At 65.2% G+C, this 17366-nt stretch carries 10 protein-coding genes and 2 rRNA genes; 4 read left to right on the forward strand and 8 right to left on the reverse strand.

Annotation, left to right across the window (positions count from 1 at the left end; translation table 11 throughout):
• Positions 1-7: 7 nt before the first annotated feature.
• On the reverse strand, positions 8-817 hold the full coding sequence (locus LDO14_RS19385; protein WP_276573325.1) for an amino acid ABC transporter ATP-binding protein: 810 nt from the start codon (positions 815-817) through the stop codon (positions 8-10).
• On the reverse strand, positions 817-1770 hold the full coding sequence (locus LDO14_RS19390) for an amino acid ABC transporter permease (protein WP_223995317.1): 954 nt from the start codon (positions 1768-1770) through the stop codon (positions 817-819). The genes LDO14_RS19385 and LDO14_RS19390 overlap by 1 nt, the downstream gene beginning before the upstream one ends.
• A 391-nt stretch (positions 1771-2161) precedes the next feature.
• On the opposite strand from LDO14_RS19390, the gene LDO14_RS19395 reads away from it, so the two are divergent.
• The 4 genes from LDO14_RS19395 to LDO14_RS19410 all read left to right on the forward strand — a co-directional run bounded on the left by LDO14_RS19395 (position 2162) and on the right by LDO14_RS19410 (position 7680).
• Entirely contained in the window at positions 2162-4111 is a 1950-nt protein-coding gene (locus LDO14_RS19395) for an FAD/NAD(P)-binding protein (protein ID WP_223992997.1), read from the forward strand.
• Between the two features lie 36 nt (positions 4112-4147).
• A complete protein-coding gene (locus LDO14_RS19400; protein ID WP_223992999.1) occupies positions 4148-4699 on the forward strand; it encodes a GNAT family N-acetyltransferase in 552 nt (183 codons plus the stop codon).
• A gap of 48 nt (positions 4700-4747) precedes the next feature.
• The gene (locus LDO14_RS19405; RefSeq protein WP_223993000.1) at positions 4748-6520 is read left to right on the forward strand and encodes a helicase HerA-like domain-containing protein; all 1773 of its coding nucleotides are present in this window, start codon (positions 4748-4750) and stop codon (positions 6518-6520) included.
• A 167-nt stretch (positions 6521-6687) separates the two neighbouring features.
• Entirely contained in the window at positions 6688-7680 is a 993-nt protein-coding gene (locus LDO14_RS19410) for a hypothetical protein (RefSeq protein WP_196804800.1), read from the forward strand.
• A gap of 57 nt (positions 7681-7737) precedes the next feature.
• Here LDO14_RS19410 and LDO14_RS19415 read toward each other — a convergent pair whose 3' ends face one another.
• The 6 genes from LDO14_RS19415 to LDO14_RS19440 all read right to left on the reverse strand — a co-directional run bounded on the left by LDO14_RS19415 (position 7738) and on the right by LDO14_RS19440 (position 17109).
• A complete protein-coding gene (locus tag LDO14_RS19415; RefSeq protein WP_223993001.1) occupies positions 7738-8607 on the reverse strand; it encodes a type IV toxin-antitoxin system AbiEi family antitoxin domain-containing protein in 870 nt (289 codons plus the stop codon).
• Between the two features lie 168 nt (positions 8608-8775).
• Positions 8776-10782 (reverse strand): NHL domain-containing thioredoxin family protein, encoded by a 2007-nt coding sequence (locus tag LDO14_RS19420; RefSeq protein ID WP_134164963.1) that lies wholly within the window; start codon positions 10780-10782, stop codon positions 8776-8778.
• On the reverse strand, positions 10782-12959 hold the full coding sequence (locus LDO14_RS19425) for a cytochrome c oxidase assembly protein (protein ID WP_223993002.1): 2178 nt from the start codon (positions 12957-12959) through the stop codon (positions 10782-10784). Before LDO14_RS19425 ends, LDO14_RS19420 begins: the two co-directional genes overlap by 1 nt.
• A 163-nt stretch (positions 12960-13122) precedes the next feature.
• On the reverse strand, positions 13123-13407 hold the full coding sequence (locus tag LDO14_RS19430) for an HU family DNA-binding protein (protein ID WP_011693739.1): 285 nt from the start codon (positions 13405-13407) through the stop codon (positions 13123-13125).
• Positions 13408-13690: 283 nt separating this feature from the next.
• Positions 13691-13807 (reverse strand): 5S ribosomal RNA (gene rrf, locus LDO14_RS19435).
• Between the two features lie 173 nt (positions 13808-13980).
• Positions 13981-17109, reverse strand: a 23S ribosomal RNA gene (locus LDO14_RS19440).
• Positions 17110-17366 lie beyond the last annotated feature (257 nt).

The following is a 17366-nucleotide window of genomic DNA, read 5'->3' on the forward strand; positions in this document are numbered from 1 at the left end:
GTGGTCCTTAGATGTTGAAGGCCGGTTCGAGCACCTTGGAGAAGAAGCTCCGGGTGCGCGGTTCCTGGGGGTTGCTGAAAATCTGCTGCGGGGTGCCCTGTTCCACGATCTGGCCCTGGTCCATGAACACCACGGTGTCCGCCACGTCGCGGGCGAAGCCCATTTCGTGGGTGACGATGATCAGCGTGGTGCCGGAGGTGGCCAGTTCGCGGATGACGTCCAGCACTTCGTTGACCAGCTCGGGATCCAGGGCGGAGGTGGGCTCGTCGAACAGCAGGATCTTGGGGTCCAGGGCCAGGGCCCGGGCGATGGCCACGCGCTGCTGCTGGCCACCGGAGAGCTGGCGGGGATAGGCGTCGGCCCGGTCCTTGAGCCCCACCCGGTCCAGGAGTTCCAGGCCGCGGCGGCGGGCCTCCTCCCTGGACCGCCCCTGCGCCACGACGGGTGCTTCCGCCACGTTCTCCAGGGCGGTGAGGTGCGGGAACAAGTTGAAGTTCTGGAACACCATGCCGATGTCGGTGCGCTGTTTCAGGATCTCCTTTTCCCGCAGCTCGTGCAGGCGGTCGCCGCGGAGTCTGTAGCCCACCAGCTGTCCGTCGATGGTGATGTGGCCGCCGTCCACCTTTTCCAGGTGGTTGATGGTGCGCAGCAGGGTGGATTTCCCGGAGCCGGAGGGGCCCACGATCACGGCCACCCCGCCCGGTTCCACGGTGAGGCTGACGCCTTTGAGGACTTCCGTGGCGCCGAAGGATTTGCGGACACCGGTGATTTCCACCAGGCCGCGGGTGGCTGTGGGGGCGGTAAGGGTCTCAGTCATCAGGGGTTCCTCCGGGTGGGCACTGCCGCGTGGGTGGCGAAGAATTTACGGGCCTTCTGCAGGGGCGTCAGCGGCAGGCTCCGCACCGCGCCCCTGGAGTAGTGCCGTTCGATGTAGTACTGGAACACGCTCAGCACGGAGGTGATCACGATGTACCAGAGCGTGGCCACCAGCAGCAGCGGCAGGACCTGCTGGGTGCGGTTGTAGATGACCTGGACGGTGTAGAACAGCTCCGAGTAGGCCAGCACGTAGACGATCGAGGTGCCCTTGACCAGGCCGATGATCTCGTTGAACGCGGTGGGCAGGATGGCGCGCATGGCCTGCGGCAGCACGATCCGCGTGGAGCGGCGCCAGGCCGGGATGCCCAGGGCGGCCGCGGCCTCCAGCTGTCCCTGGTCCACGGACAGGATGCCGCCGCGGATGATCTCAGCCGAGTAGGCGGCCTGGTTCAGGGTCAGGCCCAGCACTGCTGCCGCAAACTGGCTGATCAGTGTGGTGGTCTGGACCTCGAAGAACCGGACGTCCGTGAAGGGGATCCCCAGGCTGATCTTCTCGTACAGGTAGCCCAGGTTGTACCAAAGGAGCATCTGCACCAGCAGCGGCGTGGACCGGAAGATCCAGGAGAACGTCCAGGACACGGACACCAGCAGCGGCGACGCCGAGAGCCGCATCAGCGCCAGGATGAAGCCGAGCACGAACCCCAGGACGCCGGAGATGGCGGTCAGCTTCAGCGTTTCCACCAGGCCGTTGACCACGGACTGGGCCGTGAACCACTGCGCCACCACGCCCCACTCCCAGCGCGGGTTGGTGGCCAGCGACCATGCCACGGCCAGGACACCCAGGGCGACGACGGCAGTCCCCACCCAGCGCCACGGATGCTTGGCGGCCACCACGCGGTACGACGAATAGTCCGCGGGGACCCGTTCCGGGACGCCGGCCCTGCCCGGTGGCACTGCCGGTGGCACTGCCGCGGGCTGTTCCTGTTGCGGCTGTGCCGGTTGCGGCTGCTTTGACTGCGCCACCCTGGTTGCTGAACTCACGGGGCCACCTCACTTCTCATTCCTGGACTGGAGCCGGACTGCCCGGCGTCGGGGCGGCTCGCCCCGAGGTGCTGGCTGCAAATCTAGGACCGGCCGGAACGGGCCAGCAAGGCGCATGGTTGCAATACTTCACGGGGCTTCGCACGGCGTCATGAGTCGGTTTTTTGCGTCCCTTAACGCGCCGTGACGCGGAGTTAACGGCCGTGACCAGGTGCTCGACCGCCGTCGTCACGGCTGCCTAGCATGGGCACTCCGACGGCCACTTCCGCGCCGTCCCCGCACCCACTCGCCGTCAGGAGAGCCCATGCCAGCCACCATCCCGGCCATCGTCTTCATCGGCGGCGGGCCGCGCACGGCGGGTGTGCTGGAACGGATCGCCGCCAACCGGCCGGACGTCTTCGCCGGGCCGCTGCAGATCCACGTGGTGGAGCCGCACATCCCGGGCTCGGGCCGCATCTGGCGGTACGACCAGGACCCCGGGCTCCTCCTCAACTCCATGGCCGCGGACATCACCATGTTCACGGACCAGTCGGTGGACTGCCAGGGCCCCGCCGCACCGGGTCCGGCGCTGGCCGAATGGGCCGCCGGCGTCCTGGACGCCTCCATCATCGACGTCCCGGATTTTCCCCAGCCGCTGTGGGACCAGCTGCGGTCCCTGACCGGCACCACCTTTCCCACCCGCCAGCTGCAGAGCCAGTACCTGGAGTGGTTCTTCCGCCGCGCCGCCAGGTCCCTGGGCCGCAGCGTCACGGTCCACCGGACCACCGCAGTGGGCATTACGGAACTGAAAGGCGGCGGCCACCAGGTTGGGCTGGCCAACGGCCGGACCCTGCACGCGGACATCGTGGTGACCGCCCTGGGCCACACCGATTCCCTCCCGGACGCCGTGTCCGCCGGCTTCACGGACTTCGCCGCCCGGCACGGCGGCTACCACGCGGCACCCAGCTACACCACCGACGTCGACTACTCCCCCATTGCCCCCGGACAGGACGTCATCGTCGCCGGGATGGGCCTGGCGTTCGTGGACCTGCTGGTCCTCCTGATGGAAGGGCGCGGCGGCAGGTTCCAGGAAACGTCCGACGGCGGGCTGCGCTACCTTCCGTCCGGACGGGAACCGGTGCTGTGGGCCGGCTCCCGGCGGGGAGTGCCGTACCACTCGAAGATTTCCGCTGCCCTCCGGGGGCAGGCTCCCGGGCCGTTGCGGTTCTTTACGGCCGCCGCCGTGGATGCGCTGCTGCAGCAGCATGGCGAGCTGGACTTCCACCGGCATCTCTGGCCCCTGATCGCCACGGAAGCCGGCTACTACTATTACCGCGAGCTTCTGACCGGAAGCCCTGAACGCGCCGCCATGGGCTGGGACGGGTTCGCCTCCGCCTATGCGGGACTGGACTGGTACAGCCCCGGGCGGAAAGACCTGGTGGCCGCAGCGGTCCCTGACGCCGGCCTGCACCTGGACCTGGAGCGGCTGGACCGCCCCTTCGACGGCCGCCGCTTCAGCGATCACGCGGAAGTCCAGGACGCGGTGGCCGGATACATCGAGCAGGACCTGGCTCTGCGGGACAGCCCTGACCACCCCGAAACCCTTGCCCTGTTCCTGGCCCTGCTGCACGTCTATATGGAGGTGGGGCGCATAGTCCCGCCCGAGCGGCTGAACGCACGCTCGCAGCAGGTCATCCACGGCTGGTGGCACGGCTTCTTCAGCTTCGTGGACTCCGGTCCGCCGCCGCACCGGCTCCGCCAGGTCCTGGCGCTGCACCGGGCCGGCCTGCTGCAGTTCCTGGGTCCCGGCCTCCAGGTCTCCGCCGATGAGGCCACCGGGCTTTTTGTTGCTTCGTCGGCCCAGTCCGGGGTGACCGTCACGGCGAAGGCCCTGATCGAGGCGCGGCTGCCGGCCACGTCCGTGGCCCGCTCGCTGAATCCCGTGCTCGCCTCGCTGCACGGGAGCGGCCTGGGCAGCGAGCAGCAGCTGCTGACCTCCGACGGCATCCACTCCACCGGGAAACTCCTGGTCTCCCCGCAGCACCAGCTGGTGGGGGCCGGCGGCAAGCCCCACACCACCCTTTTCGGCGTCGGCCCGGGAACATCGGGCTGGGGCGCGGGCGCCTTTGCCCGGCCCAACACCAACGCCGCGCCGTTCCGCGAGAACGATGCCCTGGCCCGGACCATCCTCCGCACTGCCCGCGGCGTGGCTGCCGGAGATGTGTCTGCCCCGGCCACCATGACTCCGGAACCAGCCGCCGCCGGACAGAACTGACCGGCAACAATAACGACCAGTGACAAGGAATAACCAGTGACCGCAGAACCACACCTTCGTCCCAGGCCGCTTGATCCCGCCAGCCTGGTGGTCCTCAGCCTGCCCATGCACGATCCGCGCGTCCGGCCGCTCCTGGACGAGCTCGCCGTCGAATACGACACCCGCTACGGGGACCTGTTCGGCCGCACGGCTGCCGCAGAGGAACTGAACCGCTACCCCGCCGCGGAATTCGAGGGACCGCACGGAGCCCTCCTGGTCATCCAGGAGGACGGCGAGTCGATCGCCGGCGGCGCGTTCCGCCGGTACGACGAAACCACCGCGGAACTGAAGCGGATCTGGACGCACTCGGCCCACCGCCGTCGTGGTCTGGGCAGGCTGGTGCTGGCCGAGCTGGAAGCCCTGGCTGCCGCCCGCGGCTACACCCGGCTGTACCTCACCACGGGCCCGCGGCAGCCCGAAGCCAGGGACCTTTACCTCACCACCGGCTACCAGGCACAGTTCGACCTCGACGCCGATCCGGAAACCATCGGACCGCTGGCGTTCACCAAGGAGCTCGCCCCGGTTCCGCGGAATTCCCGGCCGGACTGACCGCCCGGCCACCGCCCCATCCTGGGCCGCCGCGGTTATGCTGGCGCCATGGCCTCCAAAACCACAGCAGAGAAGCTTGCCACCATCCAGAAGGGCTACACGCTCGAAGGCGCCACCATCGAGCTGGGGGCCGCCATCATCGACGGCGAGCTCCACAAGGACGCGCCGGTGCGGCTGCCGCTGGCCATGATGAACAGGCACGGGCTGGTGGCCGGCGCCACCGGAACGGGCAAGACCGTCACCCTGCACATGATGGCCGAACAGCTGTCCACAGCCGGCGTCCCCGTCTTCCTGGCCGACATCAAGGGCGACCTTTCCGGCCTGGCGACTGCCGCCGCCGGCAGCGACAAGCTCACCGCACGCACGCAAAGCATCGGCCAGCCGTGGCAGGGCAAGGCGTTTCCGGTGGAGTTCCTGGCGCTGGGCGGGGACGGCAACGGGGTTCCTGTGCGCGCCACCGTGTCCTCGTTCGGGCCCATCCTGCTCTCGCGCATCATGGAACTGAACGACACGCAGGAATCGAGCCTGCAGCTGGTGTTCTATTTTGCGGACAAGAACGGCCTGGAGCTGATCGACCTCAAGGACCTCCGCGCCGTCATCCAGTTCCTCACCTCGGACGAGGGCAAGGACCAGCTGGAGGAACTGGGCGGGCTGTCCAAGGCGACCGCCGGGGTGATCCTCCGCGAACTGGTGGGCCTCGAGGCGCAGGGGCTGGAAAAGTTCTTCGGTGAGCCGGAGTTCGATACCGCCGAGCTGCTGCGCACCGCCCCCGACGGCCGCGGCGTGGTCACCTGCCTGGAGCTGCCCACCCTGCAGACCAAGCCCATGCTGTTCTCCACCTTCCTGATGTGGCTGCTGGCGGACCTGTTCGAGGACCTTCCGGAGGCCGGCGACCTGGACAAGCCCAAACTCGTGTTCTTCCTGGACGAGGCCCACCTGCTGTTCAACGGGGCCAGCAAGGCCTTCCTTGACGCCATCACCACCACCGTCCGGCTCATCCGGTCCAAGGGGGTGGGCATCTTCTTCGTCACCCAGACACCCAAGGACGTCCCCGCCGATGTCCTGGGCCAGCTGGCCAACCGGGTGCAGCACGCCCTCCGCGCGTTCACCCCCGAGGACGCCAAGGCGCTCAAAGCCACGGTGTCCACGTTCCCGGTCAGCGACTGCGACCTCGAAGAGACCCTCACCTCAGCGGGTATCGGCGAGGCCGTCATTACCGTCATGAACGAAAAGGGCGCGCCCACGCCGGTGGCCCTCACCCGGCTCCGGGCACCCGAGTCCTTGATGGGCCCCAGCGAGGAGACCCTGGTGCGCAGCACGGTGGCCGGTTCCGCGCTGCTGGGCAAGTACGGAACAGCGGTGGACAACCCCTCCGCCTACGAAAAGCTCACCGGCAAGGCGGCCGCGCCCACGGGTCCGGCGGCCGACACCCCGGCCGGGGAACCTGCGGCGCCCGCCGGCTACGACGTGGACGCCGAAGCCCGCCGGATCGAGGAGGAAATCCTGGGCCGGCCCAGCAGCAGGCCGCCGCAGGCCCCGGTTCCCACGCAGGATCCTGAACCCCAGTACGGCGGCGCGGAGGACGTGGAGGCGAGTGAAACGCCACGGCGGACAAAGGCTCCGCGCGCACCGCGGTCCCGGCAGCCGCAGTCGCGGGAGCCCGAGCCGCAACCGGGCGGCATGATGGGCGACCTCGGCGGAGTGCTCGGCGGCGCCCTGGGCGGCGGACTCAAGAGCATGGCACGGTCCATGGGCACCCAATTGGGGCGCGAACTGCTCCGCGGCGTGTTCGGCACATCGTCCCGGCGCCGCCGCCGCTGACCTTGCCGCGCCCACCCTGCAACGGGTGTCCCGGGAACCGCCAAGGCTCGTGTCAATGCCGGCCCGGCCACCCGCCGTCGGGCATTAACCGGGTGTTGCCCGGCAAGATAGGGGGGACGCCAACTTTAGTGTGCGTCCGCACTGCCGTTACTGTAAGGAACGTGCAGATGAGTCAAGCGTTGGTGAGGATCGCGGCCGGATGGCTGCTGGGCCTCATGCTTGCCATTGCCGGAGCCATCGTGGCCATCAACGTTGTGAACAACACCGTGGCCAGCCCGCAGCAGCCGGTACGGGAATACCTGGATGCTTTGAGGAGCGGAGACGGCGGGCGTGCACTCGGACTCCTGCGGGCCGCGGTCCCGCCCAGCAATGCTGCAATGCTGGATGGCCCCGGGCTGCAGACGGCGGCGTCCCGTGTAGCGAACATCAAGATCGGCGACCCTGAGGAACGTCCGAACAACCAGGTCACGGTGCCCCTGGAGTACACCATCGACGGCAGCCGGCTGCACACTGACTTCCTCCTGCAGAAGACCGGCACCGAGTGGCTGTTCTTCAACACCTGGGCGTTTGTCCCGTCCCGGCTGCCCACCGTTGATATCACCGTGGTCAACGGCAACGAGGCTGACGTCAACGGCGTCCCGGTCAATATGCCCAACGGCCGCAACTCCTTTGCCGTGTTCTACCCGGGCGAATACGAGGCGTCCCTGGACGGACAGTACTTCTCGGCACCCGCCACCAGGGCCACCGTCACCTCCAAGGACGCCCCGGTGGCGCCCCTCAACCTGTTGACCCAGGCCACGGACAAGCTGAAGAACGACGTTGCAGCCAAGATCCGGGAGTTCCTGGACGGCTGCGCGGCGGAGGCCGTCAAGGAACAGAAGCTCCAGCCGGACTGCCCCTTCTACTACACCAGCAACAACAGGGTCCAGGACGGCACCATCCGGTGGACCGTGACCAAGTACCCGGGTGTATCAGTGGAGCCGTTCGACGGCCGCTGGGTGGTGGCGCCCCTGGACGGCAAGGCCAAGGTGGAGGCGCTCCAGCAGAACTCGTTCACCGGGGCCTGGTACCCGCTGGACGCAGAGGTGGACTTCAGCTTCACCACCCGCCTGGACGTCTCCGGCGACACCGTCAAGGTCACCCCGATGCTGAGCTTCTAGGCCCTGCTTCCAAAGTGGCCCAGTTTTGGTCCCCTAGTTGACGTGCTGCCCGGAGTTTTAGACCCAGTCCTGTCGAAAACTGGGCTGGTTCGGCTGCGGCCACCGCAGCGAACCCCGCGCCAGCACCTCCCGCACCTGCGCCAAGACGGACTCCGGCGCGTAAACCACATCGTCGTAGAAGAATCTGAGCACGGGCAGGCCCCGACGTATTGCGGCGTTATCCCTGCGGCGGTCCTTCTTGTATTGCCGTGGCTCCATGTGGAAGGCGATTCCATCGATCTCGACGATGAGGAATCCCTCCAGGAGGAAGTCCACACGTCCTATTCCCTCGATCCACACTTGCGTCTCCGTGGCTATCCCGGCATCCCTGAACAGCACCCGGGCCAGGGTTTCCAGGAGGGAGTCCGCGCCACGCTCAACCTTGGACAGCACCTGCCGGGCCTTGCCGCATCGATTGCCATCCAAGAGGCGGAAGAGATGGCCGGGCTCAATGTCTCCGCGGTTATAGGCGCATTCCACCATGACCACGGATTCGAGTTCCGGCAGGCACAGCAGCGCGTGGAGCAGGACGTCGGGCAGTGCTGCAAGCGTCCTGTGCTGCGGCTGCTGGGTCAGGGGAAGCCTGTGGCTGACACATCGGGCTGCACTCCGCCCATTGCTGTGCCAGTAATGGGGCGTCGCGGCGGAACGCAGCTGCCATAGGCCGTATTTCGGGGCTGCGGAGGCACATGTCAGGAGACCGCGGGCCCTGCCGGCAGCCATCAGCTCCGGATCAGCGCCTGCAACGGCCAAGACGCCCCGCTCCAGGCGTACCACCTGGCCGCTCCGGACCGCCCGCCGAAGCGCCGTTTCCGTAGCCCCTGCGGCCAGCACGTCACGCCGCAGCAGTACTCCCCCGGCCGACCTGAGGATCTCTGTAGGGTCCATGAGGCCACAATGCCTGCCTGCCCTGGCCTGCGGCAGAAGTAACGGAGGCTATGTGGACAACGGCGCGTCCAGACTGGCCCAGTTTTCGGGGAGCAGAGACAGGACTGGCCCGGTCTTCAGGGCAAGACGCTCTGAAAACCGGGCCAGTTCAGCAAAACCAGCGGAGGGTCAGTCCATTCCGCGCAGGTCCAGGACCAGTTCCGTGTCACCATCGGCCTGCAGGACCACGGGGATGCCCCAGTCCTGCTGGTACAGGTGGCAGGCGGCGTGGTCGGGGATTTCGCCGTCCTCGGTCTCGGGGCCGTCGCAGGCCGCGGCGCGGGCGGTAATGTGCAGCACGCCCTCGGGCACGTCCGGGGACAGCTCCAGGGTGCGCTGCAGTCCCACGGAGGTTCCGCCGCCGGAGACCAGCAGCCCGGGAGGCGTGGAGGAGATCTTCAGCTGGGTGGGGTCGCCCCAGCGGTCGTCGAGCTTCTGCCCCGTGGGCGCCGTGAAGCGGACGGTCAGGTCCAGCGCGCCGGGCGCCACCGGGCTCTTGGGCCGGTGGGTCTGGGAAGCGCCCTCATCCACCTGCTGTGCTTCCTTGGGAATGGGCACGTAGACGATCTGGTGCTTGTTGGCCTCCACCACTACCAGCAGGGGCTCGGAACCGGCCGAGTGGGTGTGGTCCACGATCACGTCGGAGGGCTCGGCCAAACCTCGTGCCAGGGTGGACACGGTGCCGGATGCGGGGTCGTAGCGGCGGACGGCACCGTTGTAGGTGTCCGCGATCGCCACGGAGCCGTCGGGCAGGACGGTCACGCCCAGCGGGTGCTGCAGGCGTGCGTCGGCGGCCGGGCCGTCGCGGAAGCCGAAGTCGAACAGGCCCTTGCCCACTGCAGACTCCACGGTGACCTTCCCGGAATCGTCAACCACCAGCTTCCGCAGTGCGGAGGTCTCCGAATCGGCCACCCAGATGTTGCCGTCGGCGTCCTCGGCCACGCCTGAGGGCTGGGCGAACCAGGATTCGTGCGCGGCGCCGTCCAGCAGGCCCTCAAGCCCGTTGCCCGCGATGATGTCCACTTCGCCGCCCACAGGGTCGAAGCTGAAGATCTGGTGCGTACCGGCCATCGCGACCACCACGGCGTTCAGCTTCCGTGACCACACCACGTCCCAGGGAGAGCTCAGGGAGACTTCGAGCGGGTGCTCGCTCAGCTTGCCCGTGAACCCCGCGGCGTCCTCGTCCACGCGGGCGGGGCCGGTCTCCAGCAGGCGTTGGATCCCGTTGCCGGCCAGCGTGGACGCCTTGCCGTCCGTGAGCGACAGTCCGCGCAGCCGGTGGTTGACGGAGTCAGCAATTACGACGTCGTAGCCCACCTTGGCTGCCACATCTTCCGGCAGCAGGACCAGGCCCTGGGGTTCGTTGAACTGGGCGGTGGCCGTGTCACCGGCGGCGGGACCGTCGGCATAGCCCTTGGTGCCCGAGCCAAAGGTTGCCAGCACCGTGTGGAAGTCGGTGTCCAGTTCCACCAGCCGGTGGTGGCCGGTGTCGGTGACCAGCCAGGTGCCGGACGTCGGGGCACCTGCGGACGTGCCGCCGTCGGACGCTGCCCCTGAAGCAGACCCGCGGCCGGCGGGCAGGAACAGCGCCTTGCCGGGGAAGCGAAGGGTGCCGGAGGTTGCCTCGGGCGCCACGTACGGGCCGGAGCCACGGTGGAGGGTGCCCTTGGCTTCGTGTTCGGCGATGAGCTCAGGGATCAGCACGGCGAGCCCGTCCGCGTGGCCCTCGCCGGAGAGGTGCGCCACGATGTAGCCCTCGGGGTCGATGACCACCAGGGTGGGCCAGGCACGGGCGGTGTAGGCCTTCCAGGTGTCCAGCTCTGGATCGTCCAGGACGGGGTGGTGGATCTCGTACCGCTCCACGGCCGCGGCCAGCGCCACCGGGTCCGCCTCGTGCTCGAACTTGGGCGAGTGGACGCCCACCGTCACCAGGACATCGGAGTACTGCTCCTCCAGCGGCCGCAGCTCGTCCAGGACGTGCAGGCAGTTGATGCAGCAGAAGGTCCAGAAGTCCAGCAGCACGATCTTGCCGCGCAGGGCCTCCAGGTCCAGGGTCTTGCCGCCGGTGTTCAGCCAGTTGCGGCCTACCAGTTCGGAGGCCCGGACCCGGGCATGCGTGCGTACGGTTTCGCTCATCAGCGTCCTTCCAGCTTGTTGCGTTCAGCCAGCTTGGCGTCGCGTTCGGCCAATTTGGCAAACATATCGTTGTAAGCGGTCAGATCGGCGTCGTTATTCCTGTCCGCCGCGCGGTCCACGCGTTTGGTCTCCCGCTGGTCGGACCTGGACCACATGATGGCGACGCCGATCGCCACCAGCAGCGTTGGCACCTCACCGATGCCCCAGGCCACCGCGCCCCCGGTCTGCTGGTCGACGAGGGCCGACGGTCCCCAGGCGCGGCCAAGGTTGCCGAAGTAGTCCGCGGCCAGCAGCCCGGTGCCGCCCATGATGGAGACCCCGAAGAAGGCATGGAAGCCCATGGTGGCCAGCAGCAGGAGCAGCCGCATGGGGTACGGCGCACGGCGCGGCAGCGGGTCCGTGCCGATCATGCTGAGCACAAAGATGTACCCGGTGAGCAGGAAGTGCAGGTTCATCAGTTCGTGGCCCACATGCTCGCGCATGGCGAAGCCAAACAGGTCCGAGTAGTAGAACAGCACGATCGAGCCGGCGAAGTTGGCAGCGGCGAACAGCGGGTGGGTGACCAGCTGCGAGAACTTCGAATGGACGAAGACCAGCAGCCATTCGCGCATCCCGCGTGAGCCGTCCCCGCGGGCGGGCAGCGCACGCAGGGCCAGGGTCACGGGGGCGCCCAGCACCAGGAAGATCGGGGCAACCATGGTCAGGGCCATATGGTCCACCATGTGCGCGGAGAACAGGACGCGGCCATAGACCGACGGCGGCCCGGACGTGATGAACGTCAGGACCACCAGGCCGATGACCCAGTTCAGGGACCGGAACCACTGCCAGGAATCGCCCCGGCGGCGGACCTTGGCCACGCCCAGGAAGTAGGTGGCCAGGCCGAAGAGGGCCACGCCCACCCAGAGCCAGTCCAGCCGCCACTCGGTCAACCAGCGTTCGGGCGTCAGCTCCGGGGGCAGCTCGTAGCCGCTGAGGATGAAGGCGGGCGAGGCATTGGCCGCCACTTCCGTTGGCTGCGGCGGCGCCGAGCGGCCCAGGGCCACGGCGATGCCCGAGGTGGCACCCATGACCAGCAGCTCAGCCAGCACCAGCTGCCAGAGGACCCACCGCGAGGACAGGGTGGAGCCCTTGCGGCCCAGCTGCGGGATGACCCACTGCCGGTGCATGAAGCCGATGCCGCCCAGGACCACCGCGGCGGCAGTCTTGGCCAGGATCAGCTGGCCGTACGCCGAGCCGAAGAGATCATGCCAACTGGTGACGCGGATGCTGGCGTTGATGATGCCCGAGGCGAAGACCAGCACGAACGCGAAGCCGGCCAGGGTGGAGAACCGCCGGAGCGTGGGTTCGGTGATATCCGTGGCTGCCCCGGCCTTGGACCCCGTGAGGATCCCGGACAGCAGGGCCAGGATGATGATGCCGCCCACCCAGGTGCTCACGCCCACCAGGTGCAGGCCGAGTGAGTTGATGGCGCCCTCGTGGTCCGAAGAGCTCGACGAGTGTCCGATCAGGGCGGTGGGGACCAGGCCGATGAGGGCCAGGATGAGGGTCAGGGCGAGGCCGCCCAGGGACCTGACGCCGAACAGCGCGGTGGTCACCACGGCGGCAATGATGATGACGGCAAGCCATGCCCGGCCCGTCTCGATGTCCGTCATGAAGTACACCAGGGCCTGGGTGAACGCGGGATCGCCGGACAGCCCCTGCCCTGCCACGTCGGCATAGGTGAGCACCAGGACTGCGATGGCGGACAAGGTCCACACGGCGCCCGCGACGGCCGCCACAGCGAGCACGCGGGTGAAGGCGGGATGTTCGGGCGCACCTCCGGCTGGTGGAGTTTCCCGGTCCCGGCCCCGCACGGCACTGTTCCGGGGGTTCAGGTTTTTGGGGAGGATGCCGACGGCGAAGATCAGGCCTCCGACGACGGTCGCCAGGGAGACGTTATGGATTGCCTTGCTGACGGGCAGGCCCCACCGCACCAGGGCGCCGGGGTCGGCGACGCTGCGCGCCGCTGCAGCGCCGGAGAAGATCAGTGCTGCTGCAAGGGCCAGGAAGAGTGCCGCCAGGCCTGCAAGCTGCCAGGGCACGGGGATCCCCCGGCTTCCGGCGTCCCGGACCGCAGCTCCCTTGCCAGGATCGGACTGGGGCGCGGTGGAACGTGGAGTTGCGGCGGAAGACACCATTCCATTGTCCGCTACGCCTGCCTGCGCCGCGAATCCGGGTTGTATGCCAGTGAGCAGTTGGAGCCGGTGAGCAGTTGGAGCCGGGCCGTTAAAGCAAAGGAGCGGCAACCCGATGGGTTGCCGCTCCTTGTTCCAGCCGGCTGCATGCCGGGAGGGACAAGCTTTACTTCTTGGAGACTGCAGCCTTCAGCTTGGAGCCGGCGGTCAGCTTGACGCTGTGGCCTGCTGCGATCTGGATGGTTTCGCCGGTCTGCGGGTTGCGGCCGGTGCGTGCTGCACGGTCAGTGCGCTCGACGGCGAGCCAGCCCGGGATGGTGATCTTCTCGCCCGCGGCGACAGAAGTCTCGAAAACCTCGAACAGTGCATCGAGGACGGAGTTGACGGCAGCCTGGCTGGTGCCGGCCTTGCCTGCTACCTCTGCAACAAGTTCACTACGGTTCTTAGCCATTTATGTCCTCCTGGACGATTCTGATTCTGGAGCCTGCACGCGGCATGCGCACAAGCCACTGTCCGAAAACTTACCAGCTTGGGCGCTTCCGGTCCGCAAATTCCGCGTGTTTCCGCGACTTTTTGAGGTTAATCACCGATTCCGGGGCCCATTTTCAGCCCTTGGAGGAAGGCTTTGCGCTTCCTGCCGGGTTTCCTGGGACGCCGCGTCCGGTTCCATGAAGGGGAGTTGGGGTTAAATGTGGGAGGCCCCAACCTGGTGGTTGGGGCCTCGACCAATGTGTGTCCGGCGGTGACCTACTCTCCCACACCCTCCCGGGTGCAGTACCATCGGCGCTGTGGGTCTTAGCTTCCGGGTTCGGAATGGGACCGGGCGTTTCCCCCACGCTATGACCGCCGTAACCCTTGTACCCGCCCGCCCGGTGTTTTGTTCGGGGGTGGGAAGTCTGGTGGTTACAACATTGTGGTGTTGTTATTCAGTTGTGGTGGTTCCGTGCCGTGACAACCCCGCGTGTTGGGGGGTTGTTGGTTGGGAACCACATAGTGGACGCAAGCAGAGTTTGTATGTATCTGTGTGGTGTAAGTTGTTGGCCTATTAGTACCGGTCAGCTTCACGAGTCGTTAGTCCTCGCTTCCACATCCGGCCTATCAACCCAGTGGTCTGGCTGGGGGCCTCTCACACCCGAGGGTGTATGGAAATCTCATCTCGAAGCGAGCTTCCCGCTTAGATGCTTTCAGCGGTTATCCCATCCGAACGTAGCTAATCAGCGGTGCACTTGGCAGTACAACTGACACACCAGAGGTTCGTCCGTCCCGGTCCTCTCGTACTAAGGACAGCCCTTCTCAAATTTCCTGCGCGCGCAGCGGATAGGGACCGAACTGTCTCACGACGTTCTAAACCCAGCTCGCGTACCGCTTTAATGGGCGAACAGCCCAACCCTTGGGACCTACTCCAGCCCCAGGATGCGACGAGCCGACATCGAGGTGCCAAACCATGCCGTCGATATGGACTCTTGGGCAAGATCAGCCTGTTATCCCCGAGGTACCTTTTATCCGTTGAGCGACGGCCATTCCACAATGTACCGCCGGATCACTAGTCCCGACTTTCGTCCCTGCTCGAGATGTCTCTCTCACAGTCAAGCTCCCTTGTGCACTTACACTCGACACCTGATTGCCAACCAGGCTGAGGGAACCTTTGGGCGCCTCCGTTACTTTTTAGGAGGCAACCGCCCCAGTTAAACTACCCATCAGGCACTGTCCCTGACCCGGATTACGGGCCGAAGTTAGATGTCCAAAGTGACCAGAGTGGTATTTCAACGATGACTCCACCCGAACTGGCGTCCGGGCTTCAACGTCTCCCACCTATCCTACACAAGCCACTCCGAACACCAATACCAAACTATAGTAAAGGTCTCGGGGTCTTTCCGTCCTGCTGCGCGTAACGAGCATCTTTACTCGTACTGCAATTTCGCCGAGTTTATGGTTGAGACAGCGGGGAAGTCGTTACTCCATTCGTGCAGGTCGGAACTTACCCGACAAGGAATTTCGCTACCTTAGGATGGTTATAGTTACCACCGCCGTTTACTGGGGCTTAAATTCTCAGCTTCGCCTTGCGGCTAACCGGTCCTCTTAACCTTCCAGCACCGGGCAGGAGTCAGTCCGTATACATCGTCTTGCGACTTCGCACGGACCTGTGTTTTTAGTAAACAGTCGCTTCCCCCTGGTCTCTGCGGCCCCGATCCCCTCCACACCGCAAGGGTGTATCAAGGTTGGGGCCCCCCTTCTCCCGAAGTTACGGGGGCATTTTGCCGAGTTCCTTAACCATAATTCTCTCGATCGCCTTGGTATTCTCTACCTGATCACCTGTGTCGGTTTGGGGTACGGGCGGCTAAAACCTCGCGTCGATGCTTTTCTCGGCAGCATAGGATCACCAAATCCCCCCAAACGGGGGTCCCATCAGATCTCAGGCACCATGAGTGGCGGATTTGCCTACCACTCGCCCTACATCCTTAGACCGGGACAACCATCGCCCGGCTCGGCTACCTTCCTGCGTCACACCTGTTAATACGCTTGCCTCCCGGGATCAGGTCCTGCGCTCCACCAAAACCCTCACACCACAAGGGCGCTCGGGCAGGCTTCGGGCAGTTAGTATCCCCCGCTCAGCATGGGCGGTTTTTCGCCGGTACGGGAATATCAACCCGTTGTCCATCGACTACGCCTGTCGGCCTCGCCTTAGGTCCCGACTTACCCAGGGCAGATTAGCTTGACCCTGGAACCCTTGATCATTCGGCGGACGGGTTTCTCACCCGTCTTTCGCTACTCATGCCTGCATTCTCACTCGTGTAGGCTCCACCGCTGGTTTACACCGCGACTTCACCGCCCACACGACGCTCCCCTACCCATCCACACGCCTGAACCACAAGGGCTTAGCTAAAATGTGAATGCCACAACTTCGGCGGTGTACTTGAGCCCCGCTACATTGTCGGCGCGGAATCACTTGACCAGTGAGCTATTACGCACTCTTTTAAGGGTGGCTGCTTCTAAGCCAACCTCCTGGTTGTCTGGGCAACTCCACATCCTTTCCCACTTAGCACACGCTTAGGGGCCTTAGTTGGTGGTCTGGGCTGTTTCCCTCTCGACTATGAAGCTTATCCCCCACAGTCTCACTGCTGCGCTCTCACTTACCGGCATTCGGAGTTTGGCTGACGTCAGTAACCTTGTAGGGCCCATTAGCCATCCAGTAGCTCTACCTCCAGCAAGAAACACGCAACGCTGCACCTAAATGCATTTCGGGGAGAACCAGCTATCACGAAGTTTGATTGGCCTTTCACCCCTACCCACAGCTCATCCCCTCCATTTTCAACTGAAGTGGGTTCGGTCCTCCACGACGTCTTACCGTCGCTTCAACCTGGCCATGGGTAGATCACTTCGCTTCGGGTCTAGATCACGCCACTCACACGCCCTATTCAGACTCGCTTTCGCTACGGCTGCCCCACACGGGTTAACCTCGCGACGTAACACTAACTCGCAGGCTCATTCTTCAAAAGGCACGCCGTCACCAGAATCAGACTGGCTCCGACGGATTGTAAGCACACGGTTTCAGGTACTGTTTCACTCCCCTCCCGGGGTACTTTTCACCTTTCCCTCACGGTACTGGTCCGCTATCGGTCATTAGGGAGTATTTAGGCTTATCAGGTGGTCCTGACAGATTCGCACGGGATTTCTCGGGCCCCGTACTACTTGGGATACTCTCACAGGCGGTACAAACACATTACGGTTACGGGACTAACACCCTCTCTGGCCGGCCTTTCAAAACCGTTCACCTATGCGCGCACATCACACCCCACCAGCCCGGCAGAACTGGTATGGAAAGTCCCACAACCCCGACCATGCAACGCCCGCCGGCTATCACACATGGAACGGTTTAGCCTGATCCGCGTTCGCTCGCCACTACTAACGGAATCACTATTGTTTTCTCTTCCTGCGGGTACTGAGATGTTTCACTTCCCCGCGTTCCCCCCACGCACCCTATGTGTTCAGGTACGGGTCACCGAGTCACTCGCGCGCTCGGCGGGGTTTCCCCATTCGGACACCCTGGGATCACAGTCCGGTTATCGACTCCCCCAGGCTTATCGCAGATTCCTACGTCCTTCTTCGGCTCCTAATGCCAAGGCATCCACCGTGTGCTCTTAAAAACTTGACCACAAAGATCAAAAACATTTCTCGAGAGAACCACAGAAACCAACCACACCCCAACACCCCAAAGGGCATCAACAGCGCAGCCAGATCCAGGTTCATTAATCTTGGAAATTGCTTCTTATACAAGATGCTCGCGTCCACTATGTAGTTCTCAAACAACAACCCCACACCACACACCCCACACACCCAAACAGGCGCACGGAACGTCACGGCAGGGAAACCAGAAACAAACAAACCCGAAGGAAAACCCCCGGCCCTGTT

The sequence above is a fragment of the Arthrobacter sp. NicSoilB11 genome, from assembly GCF_019977375.1.
GTDB lineage: Bacteria > Actinomycetota > Actinomycetes > Actinomycetales > Micrococcaceae > Arthrobacter.

Coding starts and splice junctions, on each gene's coding strand:
- LDO14_RS19425 (WP_223993002.1), bottom strand. CDS start 12,959: ATGGTGTCTTCCGCCGCAACTCCACGTTCCACCGCGCCCCAGTCCGAT.
- LDO14_RS19410 (WP_196804800.1), top strand. CDS start 6,688: ATGAGTCAAGCGTTGGTGAGGATCGCGGCCGGATGGCTGCTGGGCCTC.
- LDO14_RS19430 (WP_011693739.1), bottom strand. CDS start 13,407: ATGGCTAAGAACCGTAGTGAACTTGTTGCAGAGGTAGCAGGCAAGGCC.
- LDO14_RS19395 (WP_223992997.1), top strand. CDS start 2,162: ATGCCAGCCACCATCCCGGCCATCGTCTTCATCGGCGGCGGGCCGCGC.
- LDO14_RS19385 (WP_276573325.1), bottom strand. CDS start 817: ATGACTGAGACCCTTACCGCCCCCACAGCCACCCGCGGCCTGGTGGAA.
- LDO14_RS19405 (WP_223993000.1), top strand. CDS start 4,748: ATGGCCTCCAAAACCACAGCAGAGAAGCTTGCCACCATCCAGAAGGGC.
- LDO14_RS19420 (WP_134164963.1), bottom strand. CDS start 10,782: ATGAGCGAAACCGTACGCACGCATGCCCGGGTCCGGGCCTCCGAACTG.
- LDO14_RS19415 (WP_223993001.1), bottom strand. CDS start 8,607: ATGGACCCTACAGAGATCCTCAGGTCGGCCGGGGGAGTACTGCTGCGG.